Origin of the sequence: Streptomyces sp. NBC_01016, from assembly GCF_026341035.1 — a bacterium.
Taxonomy (GTDB): domain Bacteria; phylum Actinomycetota; class Actinomycetes; order Streptomycetales; family Streptomycetaceae; genus Streptomyces.
The window spans coordinates 1639049-1653788 of sequence record NZ_JAPEOQ010000001.1 but is presented as its reverse complement, the minus strand read 5'-3'; the positions used below and the strand labels follow the sequence as shown (position 1 = coordinate 1653788).

Annotated in this window: 15 protein-coding genes; 5 read left to right on the top strand and 10 right to left on the bottom strand. The window is 69.8% G+C overall.

Features of this window, described 5'->3' with window-relative positions:
• Positions 1 to 42 precede the first annotated feature (42 nt).
• The 3 genes from OG746_RS07790 to hemL all read right to left on the bottom strand — a co-directional run bounded on the left by OG746_RS07790 (position 43) and on the right by hemL (position 3461).
• Positions 43 to 1281 carry a polysaccharide deacetylase family protein gene (locus OG746_RS07790; RefSeq protein WP_266712818.1) on the bottom strand — a complete coding sequence of 413 codons (1239 nt, stop codon included), beginning with the start codon at positions 1279 to 1281 and terminating at the stop codon, positions 43 to 45.
• 165 nt (positions 1282 to 1446) lie between these two features.
• Complete coding sequence (locus OG746_RS07785) at positions 1447 to 2139, bottom strand: histidine phosphatase family protein (protein ID WP_266712816.1); 693 nt, start codon at positions 2137 to 2139, stop codon at positions 1447 to 1449.
• Positions 2136 to 3461, bottom strand: coding sequence for a glutamate-1-semialdehyde 2,1-aminomutase (hemL, locus tag OG746_RS07780; RefSeq protein ID WP_266712814.1), 1326 nt, complete (start codon positions 3459 to 3461; stop codon positions 2136 to 2138). Before hemL ends, OG746_RS07785 begins: the two co-directional genes overlap by 4 nt.
• 205 nt (positions 3462 to 3666) lie before the next feature.
• Here hemL and OG746_RS07775 point away from each other — a divergent pair, with 205 nt between their 5' ends.
• Positions 3667 to 4269 carry a hypothetical protein gene (locus OG746_RS07775; protein WP_266712812.1) on the top strand — a complete coding sequence of 201 codons (603 nt, stop codon included), beginning with the start codon at positions 3667 to 3669 and terminating at the stop codon, positions 4267 to 4269.
• A 93-nt stretch (positions 4270 to 4362) separates the two neighbouring features.
• On the opposite strand, the gene OG746_RS07770 is transcribed toward OG746_RS07775, so the two are convergent.
• Positions 4363 to 5229, bottom strand: coding sequence for an LLM class flavin-dependent oxidoreductase (locus OG746_RS07770; protein ID WP_266712810.1), 867 nt, complete (start codon positions 5227 to 5229; stop codon positions 4363 to 4365).
• Positions 5230 to 5436: 207 nt separating this feature from the next.
• On the opposite strand from OG746_RS07770, the gene OG746_RS07765 reads away from it, so the two are divergent.
• Positions 5437 to 6651 (top strand): glycosyltransferase family 4 protein, encoded by a 1215-nt coding sequence (locus tag OG746_RS07765; RefSeq protein WP_266712808.1) that lies wholly within the window; start codon positions 5437 to 5439, stop codon positions 6649 to 6651.
• Positions 6652 to 6953: 302 nt separating this feature from the next.
• Here the strand turns inward: OG746_RS07765 and OG746_RS07760 are convergent, their stop codons facing one another.
• From OG746_RS07760 to OG746_RS07750, 3 genes are all read right to left on the bottom strand, one after another.
• Positions 6954 to 7601, bottom strand: a complete 648-nt coding sequence (locus tag OG746_RS07760; RefSeq protein ID WP_266712806.1) for a CE1759 family FMN reductase — start codon at positions 7599 to 7601, stop codon at positions 6954 to 6956.
• Positions 7598 to 8707, bottom strand: a complete 1110-nt coding sequence (locus OG746_RS07755) for an LLM class flavin-dependent oxidoreductase (RefSeq protein ID WP_266718775.1) — start codon at positions 8705 to 8707, stop codon at positions 7598 to 7600. The genes OG746_RS07760 and OG746_RS07755 overlap by 4 nt, the downstream gene beginning before the upstream one ends.
• 97 nt (positions 8708 to 8804) lie before the next feature.
• Positions 8805 to 9407 carry a TIGR03086 family metal-binding protein gene (locus OG746_RS07750; RefSeq protein ID WP_266712804.1) on the bottom strand — a complete coding sequence of 201 codons (603 nt, stop codon included), beginning with the start codon at positions 9405 to 9407 and terminating at the stop codon, positions 8805 to 8807.
• A gap of 103 nt (positions 9408 to 9510) precedes the next feature.
• Here OG746_RS07750 and OG746_RS07745 point away from each other — a divergent pair, with 103 nt between their 5' ends.
• Entirely contained in the window at positions 9511 to 10338 is an 828-nt protein-coding gene (locus tag OG746_RS07745) for a helix-turn-helix domain-containing protein (RefSeq protein ID WP_266718774.1), read from the top strand.
• Here OG746_RS07745 and OG746_RS07740 read toward each other — a convergent pair.
• The 3 genes from OG746_RS07740 to OG746_RS07730 all read right to left on the bottom strand — a co-directional run bounded on the left by OG746_RS07740 (position 10335) and on the right by OG746_RS07730 (position 12544).
• Positions 10335 to 10526, bottom strand: coding sequence for a hypothetical protein (locus tag OG746_RS07740; protein ID WP_266719220.1), 192 nt, complete (start codon positions 10524 to 10526; stop codon positions 10335 to 10337). The two genes, OG746_RS07745 and OG746_RS07740, sit on opposite strands and share 4 nt — an antisense overlap.
• Entirely contained in the window at positions 10513 to 11283 is a 771-nt protein-coding gene (locus OG746_RS07735; protein WP_266712802.1) for an SDR family NAD(P)-dependent oxidoreductase, read from the bottom strand. Before OG746_RS07735 ends, OG746_RS07740 begins: the two co-directional genes overlap by 14 nt.
• 67 nt (positions 11284 to 11350) lie before the next feature.
• Positions 11351 to 12544, bottom strand: a complete 1194-nt coding sequence (locus OG746_RS07730) for an RtcB family protein (protein WP_266712800.1) — start codon at positions 12542 to 12544, stop codon at positions 11351 to 11353.
• A 212-nt stretch (positions 12545 to 12756) separates the two neighbouring features.
• Here OG746_RS07730 and OG746_RS07725 point away from each other — a divergent pair, with 212 nt between their 5' ends.
• Both OG746_RS07725 and OG746_RS07720 read left to right on the top strand, forming a co-directional pair.
• A complete protein-coding gene (locus tag OG746_RS07725; RefSeq protein ID WP_266712798.1) occupies positions 12757 to 13611 on the top strand; it encodes a DUF3558 domain-containing protein in 855 nt (284 codons plus the stop codon).
• A 149-nt stretch (positions 13612 to 13760) separates the two neighbouring features.
• Positions 13761 to 14600 (top strand): DUF3558 family protein, encoded by an 840-nt coding sequence (locus tag OG746_RS07720; RefSeq protein ID WP_266712796.1) that lies wholly within the window; start codon positions 13761 to 13763, stop codon positions 14598 to 14600.
• The last annotated feature ends 140 nt before the right edge of the window (positions 14601 to 14740 follow it).

Sequence of the window (14740 nt, the reverse complement as noted above, 5' to 3'; positions counted from 1 at the left end):
AGGGGATCTTCCGCACCCCCCTCACGGTGGGAAAAGCCCACTTCAGGAGGGGTTTGCGAGGAACTTGCGCCAGCCTTCGGACGGCTGCTGTCCCACATCGAGCGTACGCAGCTTCGCCAGCGTTTCCGGGTCCTGCGCGTCGAGCCAGTCGACGAACTGCCGGAAGGAGACGAGCCGCACGTCACGGTGGGTCTCGGCGGTGGCCGCGATGTGCTTCAGCGCGTCCTCGACGGCGTCCATGTAGATGCCGCCGTTCCACTCCTCGAAGTGGTTGCCGATGAAGAACGGCGCCCGGTTCGTCTCGTATGCCCGCTTGAATCCCTGGATGTACGCCTGTGCGGACTGCTTGCGCCAGCCCGGGTAGTTGGCGGCGGGCGCCCGCGTGGAGTTGAGGGACTGGTTGGCCAGCATGTTGTAGTCCATCGACAGGACCTCGAAGCTCCGGCCGGGGAACGGGACGGCCTGCAGCGGCAGGTCCCAGATCCCGAGCCGCTTGTGCGGCCAGCGCTGGACGCCACCGGGCGAGGACGCGTCGTAGCGCCAGCCGAGTTCGCGGGCGGTGGGCAGCAGGCTGTTCTGACCGAGCAGACAGGGCGTGCGGCCGCCGACGAGTTCCTTGTCGTAGTCGAAGGGCAGCGCGGGCAGGTCCTTCCAGCCCGTGTTCGTACGCCACTTCTTTACGAAGGACGTCGCCTGGTCGATCTCGTCGCGCCACTGCGCGGGCGTCCAGTTGGCGACGGAGCCGGATCCCGCGCAGAAGTGCCCGTTGAAGTGCGTGCCGATCTCGTGCCCTTCGAGCCAGGCGCGGCGGACGTACTTCAGGGTCTCCTTGATGTGGGCGTCGGTCAGATAGCCGATGTCGGAGGCGCCGACGGGATTGTTCGGCGGACGGTAGAGCCGCTTCTTCGACTCGGGCAGCAGATACAGGCCCGAGAGGAAGAAGGTCATGTGCGCGCCGTGGTCCTCGGCGAGCTTCAGGAAGCGCGGGAAGAGCCCGTTGCCCACCTCGCCCGCGCCGTCCCAGGAGAAGACCACGAACTGCGGTGGCTTCTGGCCGGGTTCGAGCCGCTCGGGCCTGCCGGGCTGCCGCGGCTGCCTTCCGGTGTACGCCGTCGAGCCGTCGCCGATGGGCCGGTCGGGCGTCCGCCCCTGCGGCCCCGGCCTGCCGTGCCCCGGTGAAGTGACCGTCGGGGCACCGCCCGTACCGCATCCGGCGAGCAGCGCCCCGCTCGCCGCGCCCGCACCGAGTCCGAGCAGTCCCCTGCGACTCACGTCCCGCATTCCGTCGTCCCCATTCCTCACGCTGCCCCATTCACAGGGGCGCCCCGGAAGAGGGCATGAGGAACACGCGGGTTCCGGTAAACGGTCCTGTTTTGCGGTGATTTGAAGGGGTACGCGAAAGGCCGCCGGGTTGACGGCGGCCCTTCGCGTGGTCGTTGCCCGGGATCAGGCCCCGAAGGCCTTGTCCTTCCCCTTCACCGGCTTCGCGCCGGCCAGGAGATGCGCGGGAACGAGGTCGCGGGCGGGCTCGGTGTAGCCCACGGACACGATCTTGTCGCCCTGGTACGTGAACGTCGTCAGCGAGGCGAGCGTGCACTGCCGCTTGCGCGGGTCGTGCCACAGGCGCCGCTTCTCGACGTAACTCCGCACGATCCAGATGGGCAGCTGGTGGCTGACGCACACGGCTTCGTGCCCGCGCGCGGCATCCTTCGCGGCGTCCAAGGCGCCCATCATCCGCACGACCTGGTCGATGTACGGCTCGCCCCAGGACGGCTTGAACGGGTTGACCAGGTGCTTCCAGTTGTCCGGGTTCTTCAGCGCGCCGTCGCCGACGCCGAAGGTCTTGCCCTGGAAGACGTTGCCCGCCTCGATGAGCCGCTCGTCGCTGTCCAGGTCGAGGCCGTGCGACTTCGCGATCGGCGTCGCCGTCTCCTGCGCCCGGTCCAGCGGGGACGCCACGACGTGCGTGATGTCGCGCGAGGTGAGGTGCTCGGCGACCCGGTCGGCCATCCGCCGGCCGAGCTCGGAGAGGTGGTAGTCGGGGAGGCGCCCGTACAGGATCCCCTCCGGGTTGTGCACCTCGCCGTGGCGCATCACGTGGACGACGGTGATGTCGTCGCCCGACTTCGGGGCGCTCATGCGGTGGCCTCGGCGGCGGCGCGGGCGGCGGCGGGCAGCGCGGCCGCGATGCGCTCGATCGCCCGCTCGTCGTGGGCCGTCGAGACGAACCAGGACTCGAAGGCCGACGGCGGAAGGTACACGCCCTGCTCCAGCATCGAGTGGAAGAACGGGCCGAAGCGGAAGGCGTCCTGCCCCTTCGCGTCCTCGTAGTTCGTCACCTCGTTCTCCGTGAAGAACACGGTGAACATGTTCGTGGCGTTCTGCACGCGGTGCGCGACGCCCTCCTTGGTGAGCGCCTCGCTCACCAGGCCGCGCAGCTGCTCACTGGTCGCGTTCACCTTGTCGTACGCGGCGTCGTCGAGCAGCCGCAGCTGGGCGACACCGGCGGCGGTGGCGACGGGGTTACCGGACAGCGTGCCCGCCTGGTAGACGGGACCGGCCGGGGCGAGGTGCGCCATGACATCGGCGCGGCCACCGAACGCGGCGGCCGGGAAGCCACCACCCATGACCTTGCCGAACGTCAGCAGGTCGGGCACGACGCCATCGACGCCGAACCAGCCGGCCTTCGACGTACGGAAGCCGGTCATCACCTCGTCGGAGACGTACAGCGCGCCGTTCTCGGCGCACACGTCCTTGAGCCCCTGGTTGAAGCCCGCCTTCGGCGGCACGACGCCCATGTTGCCGGGCGAGGCCTCCGTGATCACGCAGGCGATCTCGCCGGGGTGCGCGGCGAACGCGGCACGCACGGCCTCGATGTCGTTGTACGGCAGCACGATCGTGTCGCCGGCCTGCGCGCCCGTGACACCCGGGGTGTCCGGCAGGCCCAGCGTGGCGACGCCGGAACCGGCGGCGGCGAGCAGCGCGTCGACGTGACCGTGGTAGCACCCGGCGAACTTGATGACCTTGGCGCGCCCGGTGAACCCGCGGGCGAGCCGGATCGCCGACATGGTCGCCTCGGTGCCGGAGGACACGAGGCGCACCTGCTCGACGGGGTCGATCCGCCGGACGATCTCCTCGGCCAGCTCGACCTCACCCGCGCCCGGCGTACCGAAGGAGGTGCCGCGCGAGACGGCCTCCTGCACGGCCGCGATGACCTCGGGGTGGGAATGGCCGAGGATCATCGGCCCCCACGAGCACACGAGGTCGACATACTCGCGGCCGTCGGCATCGGTGAGATACGGACCGTTACCGGACACCATGAACCGGGGCGTTCCGCCCACCGCACGGAACGCGCGCACGGGCGAGTTCACGCCACCGGGCGTCACCGCTTCCGCACGGTCGAAAAGCCCCTGCGACGCGGGTGCCTCATAGGGATAGGGAGTGTTGTTCGCCTCTGCCATACCTCTCAGCGTACGGCCCACCCTCGCGCGCCCCGGCGCGTGGACCCGCGGGGACTCTAGACTCTGCCTCGCGCGATACCGCGCCGACACGTTTCGGCGGGGGACCGTGGGGGAGGTCACTGACACGATGATCGGGTTGCGCGTAGGCGGTCGCGCGGCCTAGAAAAGGGCTTCACGCCCTGGAGAACAGCAGTCGGGTGGAGATATGCATCGCGGTGGCGGACTGGGCGAGGGGACCGGCGACCTGGGCCCCCGGCGTGCCCGGCGGGGGAAGCACCGGCGCGAAGAGGGCGAAGAGGCCAGGGACATCACGGCCAGGGACATTACGGCCAGAGACATCACGGACGGGGACATCGGGAATGGTGGCCGGGTGGGGGTGACGTACAAATACTTCGGCGCGCCTGACGGCGCGACGGCCGCCCGCGTCCCGATCTCCATGCGCCCCGAGGAGCTCGGCGGTGACGAGCTGGGCATGGGCGGCATGTTCACCAAGATCAAGCCGGAGACGATGGCCGCGATGGTCCTCACCGGCATAGAGGGCATACCCCTGCACAAGGTCCCGCCCCTGGAACTCGTCGTCCTCCACCCCGACTACGCGGTGGTCAAGCTCCCCATGACGGTCGTCGACCCGCTGCGCGGCGTCGGCGAGGAGTCCGTCGGCGCCGCGGCGTTCATCTGGTCCACGGTCCCCGATCGCGGCGGCCCGCGCGACGCGTTCAACGTGTACCAACTGCTGCACGAGTGGCAGGACTTCAGCCACCGTCTGCACGATGCGGGGCATCAGGCGTACTGCCTGGTGTGGCCGTAGGCAGTACGCCGGTCGGGGCTTTGGGTCTTCGGATCTTTGAGCCGTCGGATCCTTGGGCCCTTGGGCCGCCGGATCTTTGAGCCTCCGCCGCCCCTACAGCACCGGCGGACCCGCCTCGATCCTTCGCAGCACGGCCTCGTACGAGTCGATCGTCCCGCCCGTCTGCAACTGCCGCTCGTCCCACCAGGTGGCGCCCGCGTCGGCCAGCGGGCCGATGACGTCGAGCGCGGCCGCCTTGCCGGGCGGCGTGAGCCCGCCGACGACGAAGTCGAAGGGCCCCTCGGCGGACTCCCGGTGCTCGTTCACGTAACGGACGACGTCCGCGAACTGCTCGGGGCGCGGCGGCACACCGTGCAGGGCGTCGGCGAACAAGGGGGCCGCGCCGTCCCAGCGGGCCGCGCGGCGCATCGGCGGGCGGGCCGGCCAGAAGCCGCCGATCCAGACGGGCGGGCGGGGCTGCTGTGCGGTCGCGGGCAACAGCTGCGTCTCCTGTACGCGGAAGTGGGCACCGTCGTGGTCCACCGTCCCGCCCGACCAGTACCGGGCGAGCAAGTCCAGACCCTCGTCGAGGCGTTCGGCGTGCACGATCCGGTCGACGGTGTCCCCGAAGTCGCCGTACTCGTCGTCGACGGGACCACCGAGACCGGCACCGAACACGACGCGGCCGCCGCTGAGCGCGTCCAACGTGGCGACCTGGCGGGCGAGTTGCTCGGGCCGGTAACGGGGCACCGCCGCGACGAGCGTGCCGACCTTGATCCGGGACGTGGCCAGGGCCGCCGCCGTGAGCAGCATCCAGGGGTCGCCGAAGGGCTTGCCGCGCCGCACCTTCTTGTCGTGCACGACGTGGTCCCACAGCAACAGGCCGTCCCAGCCCGCCTGTTCGGCCGCGACGGCCGTGCGGGCGACGGTGTGGGCGTCGGCGAAGTCACCAAAGTTCGGAATGTTGACCGAGAAGCGCATGACGCCATGATGTCGGCCAGGACGCCCGCCCGACAGAGCGCCACGGGTCCTCCCCGGCGGGTGGCGCGCGGGCGGCACGGCGGGCGGCATGGTGGGCAGCACGGCCAGCGCCGGGGCGTCGGAGGGTCGCCTGTTCGGTGGTCCGCCGAAGGGCTTCTTCACCGGCTCCCATCCGCGGCGCACGCCTTCCGGGGAAGGCATGGGCACATGAAGATCGCGTTCCTGCTGCACAACGTGTACGCCGTCGGCGGCACGGCGCGCACCACGCTCAACCTCGCCACCGCGCTCATCGAGCACGGCGGCCACGAGGTGGAGATCGTGTCGCTCTCCCGGCACCGGGAGACCCCACGCTTCCCGGTCGACCCGCGGATCACCCTCGTACCGCTGGTGGACATCCGAGCGGAGACGTCCGACACCCGCGACCCCGCGTACGACGAGCCGTCCCGGGACTACCCCGCGACCGACAAGCGGTACAAGCAGTATTCGCTCCTGCACGACGTTCGCGTACGCGCCTACCTGGAGGAGCGGTGCGAGGCCGACGTCGTCATCGGGACGCGGCCCGGGCTCAACGTCTACCTCGCCCAGTGGGGGCCGAAGCGGGCGCTGCGGATCGCGCAGGAACACCTGCGGCACGACGCGCACAGCGGCAAGCTGCTCGAGACCGTCGCCCGGCGCTACCAGGCGCTGGACGCCCTGGTCACGGTCACGGAGGAGGACGCGGAGGTGTACCGGGCCAGGATGCGGCTGCCCGGCGTGCGGATCCTCTGCGTGCCGAACATCGTGCCGCCGGCCGCCGTGCCGCCCTCGGACGGCAGCTCGAAGATCATCGCCGCGGCGGGCCGGCTCGCCCGCGGCAAGCGATACGACCTGCTCCTGGAGGCCTTCACCGCGGTGTCGGCGAAGCATCCGGACTGGGAGCTGCGGATCTACGGCGGCGGCCGGCAGGAACCCCGTCTGCGGGCCCTCGTTGACGAGCTCGGGCTGCGCGGCCGGGCCCACCTCATGGGGACGGTGTCGCCGATCGAGCCGGAGTTCGCGCGGGCGTCGATCGTGGTGAGCGCCTCGGACGCGGAGTCCTTCGGGATGACGCTGGTCGAGGCGATGCGCTGCGGCGTACCCGTCGTGTCCACGGACGCGCCGCTCGGTCCCGCCGAGATCATCACGGACGGTGTCGACGGGCGGCTCGTGCCCGTGGGTAACGCGAGCGCGCTCGCGGAGTCGGTCATGGACCTCATCGAGGACGAGCCGGCCCGCCGCAAAATGGGCGCGGCGGCGCTCGCCTCCGCGCACCGCTACGACCCGGAGCCGATCGTGACCCGCTACGAGTCCCTCTTCACCGACCTCCACGCCTCCCGCCACCGGCGGTCCTGGCAGAAGCTGGGCGCGCGGGCGGAGAGGCGGGTGCGGCTCGCGGTGCGGTGACCGGGTGTTGCCTACGCCACGGGGCTCCGCCCCGGACCCCGCGGGCTATCGTCCACAGGCGGGGCTTGATTTGCCCAGCCGCCGCCGATGGCCCCGTCCCCGCCCATAACGGTCGACCGCACCCGCCTTGGGTCCGTGACCGCAAGGACGGCTCCCGCCCACTGCGGTCGACCGCCGCCGACTTGGGCAATCTGCCGCCTGGGGCGGCAGGGTGGGCAAGGCGGCGCTCCGGTGCCGCGCAACGAGGACGGCGGGCACCGGCCCCGATACGGAACCGGTCCCGCCCCACCAGAACCGCGGCGTCAGCCGACCCGCAGCGCCTCCAGGCGTTCCGCGAAGGGGACGACCTCGAAGCCGTCCTCCGGGTCCACGGACGTGATCGCGCCGTGCAGTGAGCGCGGGGCGATCGCCGACGCCGTGTCCACGTCGGGGGACGACGCGGAAGGTCCCATGAACCGCGCCAACTCCCCACCCGCCCGCGCGATACGAGCGGCAAGGCCCTCCTCGCCCCAGTCCTCCGACGCCGCGTACACGGCGGTCGGGAGGACGACGGCCCGGAGGTACGTGAAGAGCGGGCGCAGTGCGTGCTCGGTCACGAGCGAGTGGCGGGCCGTGCCGCCGGTCGCGCCGACGAGCACCGGCTTCCCTGTCAGCGCGTCCTTGTCGATCAGGTCGAAGAACGACTTGAACAGGCCGCTGTACGAAGCCGAGAAGACCGGGGTCACCGCGATCAACCCGTCCGCCGCCGCCACCGCATCGAGCGCGGCGGCCAGCCGGACCGGCGGGAACCCGGTCACGAAGTGCTGGGCGATCTCCGTGGCGTAGTCACGCAGTTCGAGCACCTCGACCTCCGCGTCCACGCGCTCCGTGGTCGCGGCGGCCAGCCGATCGGCCAGCAGCCGCGTGGACGACGGAGCACTCAGCCCCGCCGACACGACGACGAGCTTCACTTCGAACTCCCTTCAGAACCAGAACCAGAACCGGCCGACTTGGCGGCGACACGGGCCGCGTGCGTGGGCGCATCCGGCACATTCGCCGGCCGCTTGTTCGCGAACTCCTTGCGCAGCACCGGCACGACCTCCTCGCCCAGCAGGTCGAGCTGCTCCAGGACCGTCTTGAGCGGCAGCCCCGCGTGGTCCATCAGGAACAGCTGGCGCTGGTAGTCGCCCACGTAGTCACGGAAGGACAGCGTCCGCTCGATGACCTCCTGCGGCGAACCGACCGTCAGCGGCGTCTGCGACGTGAACTCCTCGAGGGACGGACCGTGCCCGTACACCGGCGCGTTGTCGAAGTACGGGCGGAACTCGCGCACCGCGTCCTGGGAGTTCTTCCGCATGAACACCTGGCCACCGAGGCCCACGATCGCCTGCTCCGGCGTGCCGTGCCCGTAGTGGGCGTAGCGCTGCCGGTACAGGTTCGCCATCTGCTTGGTGTGGGAGGCCGGCCAGAAGATGTGGTTGTGGAAGAAGCCGTCGCCGTAGTACGCGGCCTGCTCGGCGATCTCCGGCGAGCGGATGGAGCCGTGCCACACGAAGGGCGCGACTCCGTCCATCGGACGCGGCGTCGACGTGAACGACTGGAGCGGCGTACGGAACTTGCCCTTCCACGTCACGACGTCCTCGTCCCAGAGGCGGCGCAGCAGCGCGTAGTTCTCGATGGCGAGGTCGATGCCGTCCCGGATGTCCTTGCCGAACCACGGGTAGACCGGGCCGGTGTTGCCGCGGCCCATCATCAGGTCGACCCGGCCATCCGCGACGTGCTGCAGCATCGCGAAGTCCTCGGCGATCTTCACCGGGTCGTTCGTGGTGATCAGCGTCGTCGACGTGGACAGGATCAGGTTCTCGGTGCGGGCCGCGATGTGGCCGAGCATCGTCGTCGGCGAGGACGGGACGAACGGCGGGTTGTGGTGCTCACCGGTGGCGAAGACGTCCAGGCCGACCTCCTCCGCCTTCTGCGCGATGGCGAGCATCGCCTTGATGCGCTCGTGCTCGCTCGGCGCGCGTCCGGTCGTCGGGTCCACGGTGACGTCACCGACGGTGAAGATCCCGAACTGCATGCTGCTCACCTTGCTCACCTTCCGCAGGTTGTTGACGCTTCAACTATACCTCCGGAACGGTGCACGGTCGCGCGCTATTCCCCGACGCCGTCGCCACCTACTTCCCGTACGGATCCCGGCCCGTGGCAGCCAGCAGACGAGCGAGCGGATCCGCGTCCGCGCCCACCGGCACGGCCGCCCCGAACACCCCCATCTCCCGGCCCGTCGGCGCGAGCCGCTCCACGACCTCCGTGAGCTCCGCCACCACCGCCGGATCGGCCCCGTACTCCTGGCCGGTCGCCCGCGCCAGATCCCACGCGTGCGCGGTCAGATCCAGCAGCGCCATCCCGCCCACGGTCCGCGCCGGCATGTTCAGCGCCCCGGTCGTCCCCTCCTCCGCCCCGGGCGTGGACCAGGCCTCGACCAGCGCCTCCGCCTCACGCGCGAACCGCTCCCGCCAGCCGGCCTCCGCCACGTAGTCCGGCGGCGAGGAGAAGTCGGAGTCCTGCTTCACCGCGAGCTTCTGGAACTCGACGACCACGTGGAGAAGGTGGTTGGCCAGGGCCCTCACGTCGTAGTCCGCGCACGGCGTGGGGGCATCGAGGGCCTTGTCCTCGATACCGGTGACGACCGGGACGGCACGGGAGACGGCCGCGGCGAGCAGCGCGCCCAGGGACTTCGTATGCGTCTGCTTCTCGTTCGTGTTCTCGTTCGTGTCCATACCTCGACGCTACGAGCACGGGCCCCGCCCGGCTTGAAGAAACACGACGCCACGGAAACGCACTGTCAGTGCCCCGCTCTACGCTCTCCCCATGTCACAGGACATGTCGCAGGAGCGCCCCGACACCCGCGGGATCGTCGACCCGACCGCGCTGCTCACGCGCGTACGGCTGCGGCACCACGAACCCGCCGAGCCGCTGCGCCGGCACGTCGAGAACTACTGGTTCATCGACTGGGACCTGCCGGAGCCCTACGCATCGAACGTGCTGCCCCACCCGTCCGTGCACCTCACCTTCCAGCAGGACGACATCGACCAGCCGCCGTACGGGGAGCTGACCGGCGTCGCCGCGCCCGGCCTCTACACGCGCAAGATCCACGGGCGGGGAAGGGTGTGCGGGGTGAAGTTCCGGCCCGGGGCGTTCCGACCGTTCGCGCCGGACGCGCCGGTCTCGGAGTGGACGGGCCGCGTCCTGCCCTACGAGGAGATCTTCCCGGCCACGGACCCGGCGGCCATCCTCTCCCCCGCGGACACCGCCGACGACACCGACTCCGACGACACCGGCCGGATCGCCGCCCTGGACGCGTACCTGCTGCCCCTCGCCCCCACCGCACCCGACCCGCAGGCGGAGCTCGCGATCGGCCTGGTCGACCGCATAAGGGCCGACCGCGGGGTCCGCCGAGTCGCCGACTTCGCGCGCGCCGAAGGCATGACGGTGCGATCACTGCAGCGCCTCTTCCACGCGTACGTCGGCGTCAGCCCCAAGTGGTGCATCCTGCGCTACCGCATCCACGAGGCGGTGGAGACGGCCGCGGCCCGCCGCAACATCGACTGGGCCGCCCTGGCCGCCGACCTCGGCTACGCGGACCAGGCCCACCTCGTACGGGACTTCACGTCGACGGTGGGGGTACCCCCGACGGCATACGCAGGCTAGTTGGCGTGCTTGATCGCGTAGATCATCACGAACGCGACGATATGAATCCCGAACAGGAAGTACCCCAGGTACCACCACATGTACCGCTCGCCGCGCTTCTCCTCCGCGCGACGCCGCTCGTCGTACTCCCGCTGAAGCACGTCCAACGGATCGGGCGCCCCCGCCTGCTCAGGGCTAGGACTGCTCACGATGCACCTTGGTGTTGGACGCCTGAGCACGCGGCCGCACCACCAGCAGGTCGATGTTCACGTGCGGCGGCCGGGTCACGGCCCAGCTGATGGTGTCGGCGACATCGTCCGCGCTCAGCGGCTCGGCCACGCCCTGGTACACCTTCGCGGCCTTCTCCTCGTCCCCGCCGAACCGGGTCAGCGCGAACTCGTCGGTCTTCACCATCCCCGGCGCGACCTCGATCACCCGCACCGGAGTCCCGACGATCTCCAGCCGCAGCGTCTCGGCGAGCACATGCTCCCCATGCTTGGCGGCGACGTACCCGCCCCCACCTTCATACGTCCCATGCCCAGCGGTCGACGACAGAACAACAACAGTCCCATCCCCACTCGCGGTGAGGGCGGGCAGCAGCGCCTGCGTGACATTGAGCGTGCCGATGACGTTCGTCTCGTACATCTGCCGCCACTGATCCGGGTCCCCGGTGGCAACGGGATCAGCACCGAGGGCGCCACCGGCGTTGTTCACGAGCACGCCGATGGTCTTGAACGCGGAGGCGAACTCATCGACAGCGGCCCGGTCGGTCACGTCCAACGCGTACGCGACGGCATCGTGCCCAGCAGCCGTGATCTCCTTCGCGACCGCGTCGATCCGGTCCTGCCGGCGAGCCGTGAGCACCACGCGATACCCCTCGGCCGCCAGCTGCCGAGCAGTAGCAGCACCAATGCCACTGCTCGCGCCCGTGACGACGGCAATACGGGATGCGGGGGCGGGAGCCATGGTCTTGCCCTACCTTTCGGCGACGATCCACTGAATCGCAGCCCAGGGTACGCGCGGCCCCAGTGGGTCAGCCCTTCACACAGACGACCTGCTTGAGCTTGGCCACGACCTCCACGAGGTCCCGCTGCTGGTCGATGACCTGCTCGATCGGCTTGTACGCGCCCGGGATCTCATCCACGACGCCGGAGTCCTTGCGGCACTCCACGCCCCGCGTCTGCTCCTCCAGGTCTCGCGTCGAGAAGCGCTTCTTCGCGGCGTTCCGGCTCATCTTCCGGCCCGCGCCGTGCGACGCGGAGTTGAAGGACGCCGCGTTGCCGAGGCCCTTCACGATGTACGAGCCCGTGCCCATGGAACCGGGGATGATCCCGTACTCGCCGGAGCCCGCGCGGATCGCCCCCTTGCGGGTGACCAGCAGGTCGACACCCTCGTACCGTTCCTCGCTCACGTAATTGTGGTGAGCACTGATCTCCGGCTCGAACGTCGGCTTCGCCTTCTTGAACTCCTTGCGGATCACGTCCTTGAAGAGCGCCATCATGATCGTGCGGTTGTACTTGGCGTACTCCTGCGCCCAGAACAGGTCGTTGCGGTACGCCGCCATCTGCGGGGTCTCCGCGATGAACACGGCGAGGTCGCGGTCGACCAGGTTCTGGTTGTGCGACAGGCTCTGCGCCACGCCGATGTGATGGTCCGCCAGTTCCTTGCCGATGTTGCGGGAACCGGAGTGCAGCATGAGCCAGACCGAATCAGACATATCTACGCAAAATTCCACAAAGTGGTTGCCCGAGCCTAGCGTTCCCATCTGCTTCACGGCCCGCCCCTCCCGGAACTTCACCGCATCGGCGACCCCGCCGAACCGTCCCCAGAAGTCGTCCCACCCACCCGTGGCAAACCCGTGCAGCCGTCCCGGATCCACCGGCTCGTCATGCATGCCGCGGCCCACCGGGATCGCCTGCTCGATCTTCGAGCGGAGGCGGGACAGGTCGCCCGGGAGGTCGTTCGCTGTCAGGGACGTCTTTACCGCGCTCATTCCGCAGCCGATGTCGACGCCGACCGCCGCCGGGCAGACCGCACCCTGCATCGCGATCACCGAGCCGACCGTGGCGCCCTTTCCGTAGTGGACGTCGGGCATGACGGCCAGGCCCTTGATCCAGGGGAGCGTCGCCACGTTCTGGAGCTGCTGGAGCGCGCCCGGGTCCACCGTGGCCGGGTCGACCCACATGCGGATCGGGACCTTGGCGCCCGGAACCTCTACGTATGACATGAAATCCCCCGAGGATCGGATGAGTTGGTACGAGTTGGTCAACTTCGAGTTGAAGCAGCGGAAATGGATGTAGCGCAAATACCGGCGCCAGCGCGGCAAATCGGATGCCGGACCGGCATTCACGGCGGCGCGTGCGATAGACATGGTGCCCATTGGCCGCCCCGTCGCGGCAACCGATTAACCAGGCGCGAAGCGCCGAGAGGAGCCTCAGGGTGCAGCGGAAGTCGTACGCGTTCGTACCGGGTGTCGCCGTGCTCCTTGCGGCTGTGCTCGCCGGCTGCACCAGTGGTTCCGACGGCGACGGCGGGGCCGACGACTCGAAGCCGGGTGAGCCGACCGCGACCGCGTCGACCGCGGAGCCGGGCAAGTACCGGACGCTGCCCGAGCCGTGCAGCCAGCCCGACCGGGGCACGCTGGACGAGATGCTGCCCGGCATCAGGAAGCTCCCGGACGCGGAGCAGCGGGAGAAGGCGTACGAGGGTGTGGCCACGGTCACGTACGACACGGATCGCCGGGTCGGGTGCCGGTGGAAGGACGATTCGGCCCGGGACGGCACGCATCGTCTGAGTCTCGACTTCGAGCGTGTGGTGTCGTACGACACGGCGGTGAGCGATGACGACCGTGCGGCGTCCGTGTTCGCGTCGAAGGCGGACGCGGCCCATCTGCCGGAGCCGGTGGCGTCGGAGGCCTCGGCTTCCGCGTCGTCGGAGGCCTCGGACGAGCCGTCGGCCGACGCCTCCGACGCCAAGGGCGGCGATGCCTCCGACTCCCCCGGCTCGCCCAGCTCCTCCGCCTCGGGCAGTGGGTCGCCCTCCGGGACGTCTGCTGATCTTCAGCCGCGGCTGCTCGACGACCTCGGCGACGAGGCGTTCGTCGACGACGTGCTGGCGGGTCCGACGACCGGTCGGCACCGCACGGTGACTGTGGCGTTCCGCACGTCGAATGTGTTGGTGACCGTCCGGTACGAGGTGCAGTCGGCGACCGCCGCGAAGGTGCCGGACAGCAAGGAAATGCAGGACACAGCCCGGAATCTGGCCGGGAACCTGGTCGGCAAGTTCGGCGATTAGGGGCATTCGGGCACAGCCCGATGGCATGGTGAAGGCGAGACGTGCGTGTCGGCCACGGCGTACGGTGACCCATCGGACCCCACTCGTGAAGGTCGAATGGTCATCACGTGTCGGGGCCGTGGCCCTGTCAGCGTCCTAGTGAAGGAACCATGCACCGTCCGACCAAGCGACTCACCCGCACCCTTGTCTGCGCGGCCGCCGTGCCTGCGGTTCTCGTCGTAGCCGGCTGCTCGTCCGGTTCCGGTTCCGACAGCGCGAAGGACGACTCGCAGGCGAAGGCCTCGACCTCGACCTCGGGCGCCAAGGCGAAGAAGGTCGCGCCCGCGACGTACAAGGAGCTGCCGCAGGCGTGCTCGGCGTTCTCGAAGGACACGCTGGGCGACCTGGTTCCGAAGGCCGAGAGCAAGGCCGGCGCGTCCGACGACGAGTCGACGCGCGCGAACTGCTCCTGGTCCAGCCTGGAGAACAACGGCGTGAAGGGCTCGCAGTTCCGCTGGCTCAATGTGTCGTTGGTCCGTTTCGACTCGGATGTGAACCGGGGCAGCGGCGACAAGCTGGCCACGAGCTACTACGCGAAGCAGATCGCGGACGCCAAGGCGACCAAGGGCGCCAAGGACGTCAAGACGATGCCGGTGTCCAAGACGGGCGACGTGGCGACGCAGATCAGCTATGACCGGAAGTACAAGGACAAGAAGGACACCGTCACGTCCAAGCAGCAGACGATCGTGTCGCGCGTGGACAACGTCGTGGTGACGGTCGACTACAACGGTTCGGGTCTTGCGGGCGAGGACGCCCCCGCCGCGGGCTCGCTGTCGAAGGACGCGCAGAAGGCGGCGAAGGAAGCGGTGGCCAAGGTCATCGAGTCCGCCAAGGGTGGCGACGCCGGCGGTTCGGCGAAGCCGTCGACCCCCGCCAAGGAGTCCAAGGGCTCCAAGGACTCCAAGGACTCGGAGAAGTCCAAGGACTCGGAGAAGTCCGAGAAGTCCTAGGAGTCCGAGAAGGGCGCGTGATCGCGGCCCGCTGACCTCCTGGTCGATCTCCTGACGGAAGCCCGGTTCCCCCTTGGGGGGCCGGGCTTCCGCGCGTACCGGCCCGCGCCCTTGCGCACGCATGTGCCAGTCTGTTGGCC

Excerpts from the sequence above, each read along its gene's own strand:
- OG746_RS07790 (WP_266712818.1), bottom strand. The coding sequence starts at position 1,281 with ATGCGGGACGTGAGTCGCAGGGGACTGCTCGGACTCGGTGCGGGCGCG.
- OG746_RS07785 (WP_266712816.1), bottom strand. The coding sequence starts at position 2,139 with ATGAGCGCCCCGAAGTCGGGCGACGACATCACCGTCGTCCACGTGATG.
- hemL (WP_266712814.1), bottom strand. The coding sequence starts at position 3,461 with ATGGCAGAGGCGAACAACACTCCCTATCCCTATGAGGCACCCGCGTCG.
- OG746_RS07775 (WP_266712812.1), top strand. The coding sequence starts at position 3,667 with ATGCATCGCGGTGGCGGACTGGGCGAGGGGACCGGCGACCTGGGCCCC.
- OG746_RS07770 (WP_266712810.1), bottom strand. The coding sequence starts at position 5,229 with ATGCGCTTCTCGGTCAACATTCCGAACTTTGGTGACTTCGCCGACGCC.
- OG746_RS07765 (WP_266712808.1), top strand. The coding sequence starts at position 5,437 with ATGAAGATCGCGTTCCTGCTGCACAACGTGTACGCCGTCGGCGGCACG.
- OG746_RS07755 (WP_266718775.1), bottom strand. The coding sequence starts at position 8,707 with ATGCAGTTCGGGATCTTCACCGTCGGTGACGTCACCGTGGACCCGACG.
- OG746_RS07750 (WP_266712804.1), bottom strand. The coding sequence starts at position 9,407 with ATGGACACGAACGAGAACACGAACGAGAAGCAGACGCATACGAAGTCC.
- OG746_RS07745 (WP_266718774.1), top strand. The coding sequence starts at position 9,511 with ATGTCGCAGGAGCGCCCCGACACCCGCGGGATCGTCGACCCGACCGCG.
- OG746_RS07735 (WP_266712802.1), bottom strand. The coding sequence starts at position 11,283 with ATGGCTCCCGCCCCCGCATCCCGTATTGCCGTCGTCACGGGCGCGAGC.
- OG746_RS07730 (WP_266712800.1), bottom strand. The coding sequence starts at position 12,544 with ATGTCATACGTAGAGGTTCCGGGCGCCAAGGTCCCGATCCGCATGTGG.
- OG746_RS07720 (WP_266712796.1), top strand. The coding sequence starts at position 13,761 with ATGCACCGTCCGACCAAGCGACTCACCCGCACCCTTGTCTGCGCGGCC.